Origin of the sequence: Salinimonas profundi, assembly GCF_014750655.1 — a bacterium.
In the GTDB taxonomy this organism is placed as follows: Bacteria; Pseudomonadota; Gammaproteobacteria; order Enterobacterales; family Alteromonadaceae; genus Alteromonas; species Alteromonas profundi_A.
In genome coordinates this window covers 24,202-36,363 of the sequence record NZ_JABBXD010000003.1, presented here as the reverse complement: position 1 = coordinate 36,363, position 12,162 = coordinate 24,202, and the positions used below count along the sequence as shown (strand labels likewise).

Annotated in this window: 12 protein-coding genes; 7 read left to right on the top strand and 5 right to left on the bottom strand. The window is 49.4% G+C overall.

Translation table 11 applies throughout. The annotated features are described in order from the left end of the window. Positions 1–17: 17 nt before the first annotated feature. Both HHX48_RS07510 and HHX48_RS07505 read right to left on the bottom strand, forming a co-directional pair. The gene (locus HHX48_RS07510; RefSeq protein WP_191023776.1) at positions 18–1,196 is read right to left on the bottom strand and encodes an MFS transporter; all 1,179 of its coding nucleotides are present in this window, start codon (positions 1,194–1,196) and stop codon (positions 18–20) included. 145 nt (positions 1,197–1,341) lie between these two features. Continuing rightward, positions 1,342–1,905 (bottom strand): BON domain-containing protein, encoded by a 564-nt coding sequence (locus HHX48_RS07505; protein WP_397541070.1) that lies wholly within the window; start codon positions 1,903–1,905, stop codon positions 1,342–1,344. Between the two features lie 282 nt (positions 1,906–2,187). Between HHX48_RS07505 and HHX48_RS18940 the strand changes: the two genes are divergently transcribed. Next, positions 2,188–3,501, top strand: coding sequence for a methyl-accepting chemotaxis protein (locus tag HHX48_RS18940; RefSeq protein ID WP_191023775.1), 1,314 nt, complete (start codon positions 2,188–2,190; stop codon positions 3,499–3,501). On the opposite strand, the gene HHX48_RS07495 is transcribed toward HHX48_RS18940, so the two are convergent. From HHX48_RS07495 to HHX48_RS07485, 3 genes are all read right to left on the bottom strand, one after another. Then, positions 3,498–4,049: a hypothetical protein gene (locus tag HHX48_RS07495; RefSeq protein ID WP_191023773.1), complete on the bottom strand. Its 552-nt coding sequence runs from the start codon at positions 4,047–4,049 to the stop codon at positions 3,498–3,500. The two genes, HHX48_RS18940 and HHX48_RS07495, sit on opposite strands and share 4 nt — an antisense overlap. 39 nt (positions 4,050–4,088) lie before the next feature. Continuing rightward, a complete protein-coding gene (locus tag HHX48_RS07490) occupies positions 4,089–4,448 on the bottom strand; it encodes a zinc ribbon domain-containing protein (protein WP_191023771.1) in 360 nt (119 codons plus the stop codon). Between the two features lie 142 nt (positions 4,449–4,590). Further along, positions 4,591–5,040, bottom strand: a complete 450-nt coding sequence (locus tag HHX48_RS07485; RefSeq protein ID WP_191023769.1) for a VOC family protein — start codon at positions 5,038–5,040, stop codon at positions 4,591–4,593. A gap of 149 nt (positions 5,041–5,189) precedes the next feature. Here HHX48_RS07485 and HHX48_RS07480 point away from each other — a divergent pair, with 149 nt between their 5' ends. From HHX48_RS07480 to HHX48_RS07455, 6 genes are all read left to right on the top strand, one after another. Further along, a complete protein-coding gene (locus HHX48_RS07480) occupies positions 5,190–5,957 on the top strand; it encodes a sulfite exporter TauE/SafE family protein (protein ID WP_191023767.1) in 768 nt (255 codons plus the stop codon). Positions 5,958–6,076: 119 nt separating this feature from the next. Then, a complete protein-coding gene (locus tag HHX48_RS07475) occupies positions 6,077–7,654 on the top strand; it encodes a cytochrome ubiquinol oxidase subunit I (protein WP_191023765.1) in 1,578 nt (525 codons plus the stop codon). Continuing rightward, positions 7,651–8,787: a cytochrome d ubiquinol oxidase subunit II gene (gene cydB / locus HHX48_RS07470; protein ID WP_191023763.1), complete on the top strand. Its 1,137-nt coding sequence runs from the start codon at positions 7,651–7,653 to the stop codon at positions 8,785–8,787. The genes HHX48_RS07475 and cydB overlap by 4 nt, the downstream gene beginning before the upstream one ends. 8 nt (positions 8,788–8,795) lie before the next feature. Beyond that, positions 8,796–8,909 (top strand): cytochrome bd-I oxidase subunit CydX, encoded by a 114-nt coding sequence (gene cydX, locus HHX48_RS07465; protein WP_191023761.1) that lies wholly within the window; start codon positions 8,796–8,798, stop codon positions 8,907–8,909. A 7-nt stretch (positions 8,910–8,916) separates the two neighbouring features. After that, complete coding sequence (locus tag HHX48_RS07460) at positions 8,917–10,527, top strand: ATP-binding cassette domain-containing protein (protein WP_191023759.1); 1,611 nt, start codon at positions 8,917–8,919, stop codon at positions 10,525–10,527. Beyond that, entirely contained in the window at positions 10,524–12,041 is a 1,518-nt protein-coding gene (locus HHX48_RS07455) for an ATP-binding cassette domain-containing protein (RefSeq protein WP_191023757.1), read from the top strand. The genes HHX48_RS07460 and HHX48_RS07455 overlap by 4 nt, the downstream gene beginning before the upstream one ends. Positions 12,042–12,162 lie beyond the last annotated feature (121 nt).

The window sequence follows — 12,162 nt, the reverse complement described above, 5'->3', positions numbered from 1 at the left end:
CTCTTGCATTACAGACATCAGCCTTCAGACTTTATTTTGATTATCAATAATACCGCAATGATAAGCATAATGATGCCAGCCAGAGCAAACGGGTAGCGGTGATCAACATGATATGCCAGGGCTGATAACGGAGGCCCGACAATATAGCCCATGGCTGGCGTTGCCGTGATCATGCCGGTAACACGGCTTTGACGTTCAGGCAGACAACGCATCGTGGCAAGCGCCGCAAGTGATGGATAAGCCGCTCCCATGCCCAGCCCCAATAATCCCATAGCCAGATAAAGTAACGCTGTATGATGATGCGCGGCAATGATTAGGTAGGCGATTGCTAACAGCGGTACAGCCAGGCATATGAGGGTTTCCGGTCGCATCAGGTGACGCTGAACAATGCCAAATTGAATGACCAGAGAAAATATTGCGCTTACCATCATCGCAGAGCCGGTTAATTGTGCAGCGTAAACCGTATCTGCGCCGTTTTCGTCCATCAGAAAAAAAGCAAGGCTTTGCTGCATCATAGCCATGCACAAAAACAAACAGACGCAACCAATAATAAATAGCCTCACAGAAGTCGAGACGGGCCCTGCATCGGGTGATGAGGTACCGGTTTGTGGTTTGACTTGCGAGTCAAAGGCAGGCAGTTTTCGCCACACCAGAATCAGTGCGATAATCGTGAGCACGAGAATACCGTAAAGCGGCGTGAGTAAACCAAATGTCACCAAAACACCTGCTAAAGGCGGGCCTAATACCTGCCCAAGATTATTTGCTGAGGTAACTTTACTGATGGCGGATGCGCGGTGACGTTGCTCGCTCATGGTAACCACATATCCTACTGCCGAGGGTGGCGTCGCCGACATCACAGTCGATTGCATGCTACGGGCCAGTAACAGGATGACAAATAACAGGGTGCCGCCCAATATGCCTGTCAGACCCGCCCACCACAAAGAGGCAAAAATGAATGTGCCAATGGTATAGCCTGACAGGCCGACCATGAGTAATCGCTTATGACCATATTTTCCCGTCACCCGGCTCCAGCAGTTCGCACCTATGGCGAACACGAAGGCTGAAGATGACATCATTACGGCTACCTGCCATTCTGTCAGTCCCGCTTCACGTCCTAAAGATGGCAATACAGTCAGAAAAACGCTCTGGCCTACCGCTGTGGCAAGCAAAGCACAAAATAAAATCAGATAGGTCATTCAACTACTACAAAAAGGGGGCATTCTGTGAGAACACAGTATTGTATCATGCTCAGTGTAATCATCGGGCTGTTAAAAAAAGCTCCCGCCATTTGGCGGGAGAAATCAGAGGTATAATTGGGCCGGGGTCGGCCCGGAGGGGAGATTAACTGTCAGTTGACAGTTCACTTTTGACGTCGCTTACGTCAGCAGTGTTCTTAGCAATGGCAATAGCCAGATCCCGTTCGCTTGGGTTTCTCACTTTACCACTTAACCTTACTACACCCTGGCTGACATCAACGTCGATATCTGTTCCAGAGAGTTCCGATTCTAATAACAACCGGGTCTTTATTACGGTCGCTATCTTGGCGTCCTTCATATCATTAGTAAATGTATCCCACTTACCTTCATAATCCTGCGGCGTTACCACCGACAAACGGTTATCGACTTCACTAACGCCATCAATAGACTCGGCCAATTCTGTGGCAAGGCGCTTATCGACTTCGCTACCGACTTTTCCCGTCAGAATGACTTTGCCATTATTCACATCAGTATTAATGTCAAATGTGTTAAGTTGACCGTTGAACAACAAGGTAGCTTCTACTTTGCCATCAATCCAGGCGTCATTAGCCGTTGCTTTCCAGTCATTCGAACGTTCATCAGCCTGCGTTGAAAACGATGTGATGGTCGTTATCATCGTAACTAAACAAATGAGAGTTGTCCGTTTCACACATTTACTCACTATATGGCTGGTTGAAAATCAGTCTTATTTTTTTTAAAGCCAAATATATGCCAGCTGCTTATTTTAAGCTAAGTGTTTGATAAATAAATTATTATATATCTTTGTTTAGGTTGTTAAACAACCTGCCGATAATATAGGGTGAACAAATTACCAACACTGTGTCGATTCTTACAGACATTTTTATCCAAAAGTCTACTGGTCACTTTTTTATCTTATATTATTTTTAATATTCTCTGACTGTAATCGTGCAGTTAACACTTCGGAGCTTTTATGTTCAACAATCGTCTGAAATCGGAAATATCGCGCATGCAGGAAGAGCTGCATCATTTGCGTCAAACCCGTAATCGCTTAGATGATGAAATGCTGTATTGTCGCTTAAGTCAATCCGGCAACCTTGAATACGTGAACAGCGTATTTTGCGAAGAGTTGGGGTACAGACAGAATGATGTATTAGACAAAGATATTTTCTCGTTCATTCCTGAGGTTGCGAAGCACACACCTCATTATGAAAAGTTTAAAACAGCATTCAGACAACAATCGCATTACGTCGGGGTCGTGAATTTTACGAAAGCGGACGGCACAGAAGGCTGGTTGAGAACTATCATGCAGCCGGTTAAAAATTTTTCGGGCGAATTGCTACATTTCACACTGCATAGCAGCGATCTTACCCGCACCATTAGTCAGTCAAAAGAACATGAGAATCTGGTTGATGCGCTGCAACGGTCTACCGCTGTGATTGAGTTTGAACCTGACGGTACCATTATCACCGCCAATACGCCTTTCCTTCGGGCAACCGGTTACCGGCTGGAAGAGATTCGCGGTAAGCATCATAAGATTTTTTGCGAATCCTCTCTTGCCGATAGCGATGAATATCGCCAGTTCTGGCAATATCTTAATCAGGGACAATTTCACTCCGGACGCTTCAAACGGATTGACTCAAGCGGTAACGTACTGTGGTTAGAGGCATCCTACAATCCGGTGTTGGACCCTTACGGACGCCTATATAAGGTGGTTAAATTTGCATCCGTGGTGACCGAACAGGTCGAGCGTGAGCAAGCTATCTCCGGTGCCGCGGAAATTGCGTTTAGCACATCACAACAAACGGATAATAGTGCTACCCAGGGTAGCGACGTTATCAGAGAGCTTGTCTCAGTAATGAACTCACTGGCTGAAAGAATGGTGGAGGCCAGTGAAGGGATTACCGAATTGGATGAACAATCTCAACAGATTGCGACCATTATCAACAGTATCAGCGGTATCGCCGAGCAAACAAACTTACTGGCCTTAAACGCTGCGATCGAGGCTGCACGAGCCGGCGATCAGGGGCGCGGCTTTGCCGTGGTGGCTGACGAGGTAAGACAACTTGCGTCACGTACAACGGCGGCAACGGAAGAAATTGTCAGTGTGGTTCAGCGCAATCAATCGCTTACCTCTGATGCGGTGGCACGCGTCAATGCAGGAAAAGAACAGGCGGAGCGCGGGGCAGCGCTGGCCGACGACGCCGGTAAGGTAATTGTTGAGATTCAACGTGGTGCTAAAGAGGTGGTTGATGCAGTCGGACAGTTCAGCCAAAGTCTGAACTAATCGTTGATAACTCTATACTCGTAGGGAAAGTGCTGTAGTCGTTCTTTTAACGCCGAATTAAATTCCGGTATGCCCGGCAAGGGTGGCGTAATCTCAAAGATATCATTATCAGCATCGTATCGACAGTATTTGATATTGACGCCGTTTTCCACTAACCATCGTTTACCGTGATAATCTTCAGGTGAACGATGCTGCGGATAAAAAATCAGAGATTCAAGCTGAGAGCGCTGTTCACCTTTGCTCAGATTTAACTGCTGTTCTGTATAGCGCTTTATCGCCTTGCTAAGTAATTCAGGACCGGCCTGCTTACGCGACTGGCTTTGTGTTAAGGGCAGTAATACAGTGTTAGAAAGCTGACGTGTCGACAGGTTGGTCGTTTGCAGGCAGCTTTGACAGAAAATAGTATTATCCTGTGTCGTGCGAAAACAAGCTCCGCACTGAAAGGTTATTTCACGAAGGCGACGCATTTGTTCGGTCTCTACCAGATAATAACCATAGAGCGTTTCGTTTTTCGCAGAATCCCCCAGTACCCGAAAACTATTGAACAAATGAGCTCCGGGATTGGTCGGGCTGTCATAGGCCACATCTCAGGAGCGTGAATGCAGCGTACTGGTTTCAAGCCAAACCTCGCCGCTCACTACTGGATTTTTCTGTCTCAGGTGATCACTGGCAGGCAGAGTAGTTATAAAAGAGTGTGATGCCGAAAAGGTGGCCTTATTAAACGCCTGGTTTCCGGTAAAAGCAATCACTCTGGTTTTAATAATCGGGTGAGACTCCCGCGCCCGGTGAGTCAGGGCAATGGCTTCAGGCTCTAAACACCGCTTGGGCGTATTGGAATGGCATTGCGGGCAGTTGTCAAAGATAGAAAAGAAGTGGGATGTGTCGACGGAAAACACATAGCGGCAATCCGGGCACCGGTAAAGCTTAGCTGAACGTTTTGCATTCACTTTCATATCCTTAGCACAAAGATGCCCGAAAAAATCCGCCCGGTATTATTAAAATTGTATGGCGAAATCTGAATAGTGAAATTTATTCAGAATATGCAGACCGGGCAATTAGACCAAAGTATGAAATGTAAATGATGTTCTGTTATGCGCTCACCCGTGAAGATGCGCAGGGTTTTGCCACATCAAATGCTACCACATGGGATGATTGTACAATTTCCCACTGATTGCCATATAAGTCCGCTACCATAAATGCACGCCGACAATCAGGCTGATACGGCGATGGCAGAATGGATAAGCCTCTTTCTTCCAGAGTCGTTCGCATTTGAGACATATCGCTGGTCGACAACGATCCTACCGTGCCATCTCCGGCTTGCTGACCGACTAACGCCTGCTGGTCGCGACTCACCGCGCGTTTAAGCACCAACCGCACCGGGCTGGAATCGCTGGGCGCGAGTGTTAACCATCTGGATCCATCAGGTCTCATCGTGTCAGCGACAAGCGAGAACCCAAGTTTGGTTCTGTAAAATTCACTGGCTTCATTTTCGTCATCAACCAGCAGTACAAAAGAGGAGAGGGTAAAGTTTTCAGTCATAGCAAACCTGGAATAACGGGTGGTTACGCGACAGTGTAGTTGCCATGCCCTGCTGGAGCAGGTACATTTTTTTACACACAGGTATCTTGCGTGACGCCTGAGCAGCTAATTGCCTGAAACCACAAAGGACCATACCGGAATACCCAACCATGATAGATTTGCTTACTGCAGGCGGTATATCTGCTGTGTCGGTTTTACTGCTGGTTGCGACCTCATTTATCACCGCACTGTTCACTGCAACACTTGGGGTAGGCGGAGGGGTCTTACTCCTTGCCGTCATGGCGTCGGTGGTACCGGTTCAGGTGTTAATTCCGCTGCACGGGCTGGTGCAGTTTGGTGCAAACGGTAATCGCGCACTGATGACGATAAGGCATCTGGATAAACCGGTATTTTTCTATTTTCTTGCCGGAGCGGTTTTCGGTGCCATACTGGCTTCATTTATTGTTGTACGATTGCCACTTCTTGTTATTCAGTTCGCTGTCGCTGCGTTTATCCTGTTGTTACTTTGGGGACCCAACCCCAAACCCAGACCCAGAAACACCTCTCATCGTGGGAATATCGTTACCGGTGCGGTAACCACCCTCATCGCCATGTTTGTCGGCGCAGCAGGACCCTTAGTGGCGGCCTTCATTCACAGAAAATACGACGACAAACTTACCCTGACCGCCACATTTGCTGCCTGTATGACAATGCAGCATGCGCTTAAAGCCATTGTGTTCAGTACTATCGGGTTTGCGGTATACCAATGGTTACCGCTGATTACACTAATGATTGCCAGCGGGGCGGCGGGCACATGGCTGGGTCTTAAAATGCTGGTGCGCCTTCCCACACATCACTTTAAAACCGCGTTTAAATGGATTGTCACGCTGCTTGCTATTCGTCTGCTTTACGATGCTTTTAGTACGCTGCTCGACTAGCGCTTTCGCGATTCCCTTGCGATAGATCAAATCCTGCTTGTTGTCGATGTGATTCACTTAGCACACAGAGTTTTCATGCCCGTTTGATAACTCGAAGATAAGTACTAAGGAGACACATCATGAGCGATACGTTGGTTGAACTATCGCGCTGGCAGTTTGCACTGACTGCTATGTTCCATTTTATTTTTGTGCCACTGACACTGGGGCTTAGCTTTCTGCTGGCTATTATGGAATCGGTGTATGTAATGACCGGTAAAGAGATCTACCGGGAAATGACTAAATTCTGGGGTAAGCTGTTTGGTATAAACTTTGCCATCGGTGTCGCCACCGGATTGACGATGGAGTTCCAGTTCGGGATGAACTGGTCGTATTACTCTCATTATGTGGGTGACATTTTCGGTGCACCGCTGGCTATTGAAGGTCTGATGGCCTTTTTCCTTGAGTCTACATTCGTCGGGCTGTTCTTTTTCGGCTGGGACAAGATGTCGAAAGTAAAGCATCTGATGACCACCTGGCTGGTTGCTCTTGGCTCGAATTTTTCTGCCCTTTGGATCCTCATTGCTAATGGCTGGATGCAATATCCGGTCGGCGCAGAATTCAACTTTGAATCTATGCGTATGGAGATGACCAGCTTTGCCGAGGTGATTTTTAATCCCGTTGCGCAGGTGAAATTTGTTCATACCGTGTCAGCCGGCTATGTCACCGGCGCTATCTTCGTACTGGCTATCTCCAGTTACTATCTGCTTAATCACAAACATATTGCATTTGCCCGCCGTTCATTTGCCATAGCCGCAAGTTTTGGGCTGGCATCCGTGTTATCCGTCATTGTGCTGGGAGATGAAAGCGGCTATGAGTTGGGCGATGTTCAAAAAGTAAAGCTGGCCGCGGTTGAAGCAGAATATGAGACACATCCTGCACCAGCAGCGTTTACGCTGTTCGGGCTGCCAAATGATGAAAAAGAGCAGACAGATTATGCGTTGCAGGTGCCATGGCTGATGGGATTAATTGCAACCCGCTCACTGGATGAAGAGGTCACAGGTCTCAAAGATCTGAAAGCCAGACATCGTGAAAAAATTCTGTCAGGCATCATCGCTTACGAACATCTGGACAGCGTACGTCGTGGTGAGGCGAGCGAACAGGAGCAGGCTTTGTTCAATCAGCATAAAGCTAACCTGGGCTATGCCATGCTGCTTGAACCTTATACGCAGGATATTACTCAGCCGACCGATGCCGCGATTGCGCAGGCCGTGGACTACAGTATTCCGGCTGTTGCGCCACTGTTCTGGTCATTCCGCCTGATGGTGCTGTGCGGCTTTTTAATGCTGGCGTTATTCATTGCGGCATTTTACTACAGCACCAGGCATCGGATCACCCAGCCGCGCTGGTTGCTAAAAGCGGCGCTGTACGGTCTGCCCTTACCCTGGATTGCCTGTGAGGCAGGCTGGTTCGTGGCTGAATATGGCAGACAGCCCTGGTCCATCGCTGAAGTGTTGCCTGTGCATACCTCTGTCTCAAATCTGAGTGTGTCTGATGTCGTCACAACACTGGTGTTATACAGCGCGTTTTATACCGTCATGTTCATTGTTGCCTTTTACCTGATGAAAAAATTTGCCCGAAAAGGCCCGGTACCTCCGGCTGATGATAATGAGGTCAATGAAACAATTGGTCTGACTACGGACGAAGGAGTAAGAGCATGATTGATTATGAGGTATTGCGTGTAATCTGGTGGTGCCTGATTGGCATATTGCTGATTGGCTTCGCTGTAACTGACGGTTTTGATTTAGGGGTGGGCGCGCTGCTTACCATCATTGGTCATAACGATAAAGAACGTCGCGTGATGATAAATACGATTGGACCGCACTGGGATGGAAATCAGGTCTGGTTTATCACTGCTGGCGGCGCAATTTTCGCCGCATGGCCGATGATCTATGCCACAGCATTTTCCGGCTTTTACCTGGCGCTGGCGTTAACGCTGATTGCCCTATGGATGCGTCCGATTGGCTTTGACTATCGCAGTAAACTTCCTGACGAAAATTGGCGCAAGGCGTGGGACTGGGCGTTGTTTGCTGGTGGCTTCATTCCGGCGCTAATCTTCGGTGTTGCGTTCGGTAACTTATTACTCGGCGTTCCGTTTGAACTGGATGACACGCTAAAAGCAACCTATACCGGCAGCTTTTTAGGGTTGTTGTCACCCTTCGCCCTGTTAACCGGGTTGATTTCAGTCGCTATGCTGTTAAATCACGGGGCAGCATGGCTGCAGATGAAAACCGACGGATTTGTGGAGGTACGCGCGCGCGCCACCTCCATCATTTTATCCGTGGTAACCATTACTTTGTTTATTATTGCCGGCGTCTGGGTAGCGCTGGGTATCGACGGCTTTGTCGTTACCTCACAGATTAATACTCTGGGCACCTCCAACCCGCTGCTTAAAAGCGTTGTTACTGAGCCCGGTGGCTGGATGAGAAACTATATTCTGTATCCCTGGATGATTGCTGCACCTGTAGCAGGCATTGGTGGTGGCGTTCTGTGCGCGATATTCTCCAAACTTCATCGTCCTGGCTGGGCCTTTGTTGGCAGCAGCGTGATGATGGCCGGTATCATTCTGACCGCGGGTTGCTCCATGTTTCCGTTTCTCATGCCCAGTACCACAATGCCTGATGCCAGTCTGACAATGTGGGACGCGACGTCCAGCCTAATGACACTGAAAATCATGTTTGCCGTCGCCTGTATCTTTGTACCGATTGTGCTCAGTTACACCGCATATGGTTTTTACGTTATGCGTGGGCGCCTAAAATCAGATGATTTGGATAAATCTCACGCCATTTACTAGGAGGCATTATGTGGTATTTCACTTGGATTCTCGGGGTTCTTCTGGCTTGTGCGTTTGGCATTATCAATGCTATGTGGCTTGAGTCCACCGAAGATATGGATCGCTCTGACAGTCAGCCGTAGGAAAAGCATGATGAGGCAGGACCCGTTAAAACAATGGCTACATCAAGAGGTTGGCAGCGAAACGCTGCCTAAATTAACGCCATTGATAGTAATCGGTGTGTGCAGAGAGTTGGCGCTTATTGCTGCTTTTGGCGCGTTCGCCGCTATTGCACAGCAGTGGGTCATTGACAGTCAGCCTGCCTCACTTTCCTTACTGATGGCCCTGTGCGCTGCGCTGTCTGTCAGCTGGCTATGTCAGGGTGTTGATATGCGGCTAAGCAATGCATCCCGTTTTCGGCAGTTGACTGCACTGGAAGCACGGTTGAGTGCGCAGTTTGCAGCACGCCAGCATGCTCTTGTACGCACCCGGCCGGTGTACCACTGGCAGGTAGTGTGGCAGAAACATCTGCCTGCGCTGGTCAACTGGCGAACAGATTATTGTGTACAGCAATACATCGCGATAATTGTGCCGCTGATTGTGCTGACGGTGATCACTTACCTGAATTATTTTATTGGCCTGATGCTGCTTATAACACTGCCCGTTGTGCCGCTTTTTATGGTGATTGTGGGAAAAGGCGCAGCCAGCTTGCAAAAACGGGAGTTTACAGCGCTGACAAGGCTGGGAAACATTTTTACTGACCGTCTGATGGCCCTGCCGCTGCTCAGTACTCTAGGGGCGCATCAGCGGCAACAGCAGCACATGGAACAAGCCAGTCAGGCGCTAAATACACGCACCATGAAGGTTGTGTCAGTGGCATTTTTGTCTACCACGGTGCTGGATTTTTTCTCTACCCTGACCGTAGCGCTGATTGCTGTTTTTATTGGTTTTAGTTTGTTGGGAGAGCTACAGGTTGGGCCGGAGATATCGTTTTTCTCAGGACTTTGGATCCTCTTATCGGCGCCGCTACTACTCAGTCAGCTTAAAAAGCTCGGGCAGTTTTATCATCAAAAAGCCCAGGCCGCGACTGCTTCTGAAGCCCTGACAGGGCTGTTGAATGAGCCGCCGGCCGCACCTGGGACAATCAGAACATTTACCGGGTTTTATGCCCGTAACTTTACCCTTGATGCACCGTCGTTGCGTGCCTTCGAACTGAGTGTAGCGCCGGGGGACTGGATCCAGGTGTCCGGCGCATCCGGCGCAGGTAAAACGGCATTGCTTGAATCATTGGCAGGCTTTCGGCAGGCCAGCCATACCCTGGGATGTTACTGCGTTACGCTCAGTCAACAGCCGGTGTTTTTGCCGGGCACGTTACGGGAAAACCTGTGCCTGGGCGCACGGTATACTCAAGAGCAGCTAAACAGTGTTCTGCAAGACGTTGAAATGCTGTGTGACATCTATGCGCTGCCGGACGGGCTTGATACTAAAATGGGCGATCAACCCGGGTTGTCGGGCGGTCAGCTACAACGCCTGGCACTGGCAAGGCTGCTGTTAAGAGAGGCGGATGTCTGGTTGTTAGATGAGCCCACAGCACATTTGCCGGTATCTCAGCACAAGGCGCTGTGTGAATTGATTCATCGCTGCTGTAGTCATAAGACCGTCATTTGGGTCTCTCATAAGCCTCTGGAGCAAACCTGGTTTAGCACACACTGGGAAGTTGCAGATCATCAGGTAAAACAACATCGTGGGGATAGTGCATGAAAACGCCCTGGATAACCTTATTACTGGCCATTGCGCACGGCGTAACGGGACTGTTGATCCTGATTATTTCGGCCTGGTTCATCGCTGCCTGTGCGATAGCACCGGTCGGGTTTAATTATATGTTGCCGGCGGTGATTATAAGGGCGTTGGCATTATTGCGCATTGCATCAGGATATGGACACATGTGGGCTGGCCATCGCGATTTGTTGATGCGTACGGCTTGGTTAAGACATCAACTGTTTCGCCGGTTGGCTAACCATCGAATCCAGCGCAAAGCGCAACTTGCGGATGCACTTAGTGCACACACTGAAACGCTTGCCGCTGTCTGGATAGCCTGCATATCGCAACTTGCTACCGCGTTGTTACTGCTACCGGTACTGCTTATTGCAGGGGTTTTCATAGCGTTGCCCGGCACCACATGGTTTGCAGTTCTGGGCATAGGCTGGCTGATTATCAGCGGGTGGGTGGTGATTAAAAGTCTGGCTATTGCTGCTGAGCAGGTCGTGGCACAGACCGCACTTAGCGAACAAAGCGAGGCGTATTTGCGCTGCAGCGCATTGTGGCATTTGTTTGAACAAGCACAACATCAACGCCCATCGGCAAGGCCGGTATGGTCGCTTGAAGCGGGTCTGCATACACTGGCGCAGCAAGCCGTATGGTGCTTGCAAGGACTGTGTTTTGTGATGATTGGCGTTTATATCTGGAAGGCAGGCGCTGAGGTTTACGCCAACCCGATGGCGATGATTGTGCCGCTGGTATTGTTTGCAGCACCTGAGTGGCTGGGGCGCGCATCATCAGCACTAACGTTTGCCGCGCGGTACCACAATGCGCAGGAGGCTGTGACCTCACTGACCATGCGCAAGGTAAGCATACAGCCTGAGGCGTCAGGGTGTATTCGTCTTAAGCATTTCAGCGCTGTTGGCAGAAATGTTCAGCCGGTTACGGCCGTCTTTCCCGCCCATGGTATTGTAACGCTCAGGGGGGCATCAGGTGTGGGGAAGTCCTCGTTGCTACAGGCGATTGCCGGCGACATTCCTTTTCGGGGCAATAAATACTGTGGTGCGAAAGCACTACAGCCGGGGCTTATCAGAAACTGGATGTACCTGGAACAAACCCCGGTTGTACTGCAGGCCACACTCCGCGAAAACCTGGCACCGGCTGGCGCGGTGGCCGATCAGGAAATCCGCCAGGTATTGTCGAAACTTGGATTGAGCTACATGACAAACCTGGGTGAATGGCTGGGGGCCGGTGGCCGTGCATTATCAGGTGGTGAGCAGAAGCGCATCGCCATTGGCAGAGCGTTACTGGCTGAAAAAGACGTGTTGCTAATTGATGAGCCTTTCGAAGGGTTGGATATCTTTACCTGCAAGACGCTCGCCCACTTGTTTAATGATGCAGCCAGGTCAAAACTGCTTGTTATTGCAACACATTGTTATATACCACAGTTGCGGATCGATACTTCCATTGCGCTTCATCAGGCCGACTTGCCGGATAAAAACTATGAGCACGCCTGAAAAGATGTAAAGTTTTTGGCGGTCAGGGCCGATAACAGGTCGTACACTATGGCCTGTTTTTCCCAGCCCCCAATTTGGACTAATGGCCAATAGGTTTTTTTAATAAGTGTGTCAGTATTGG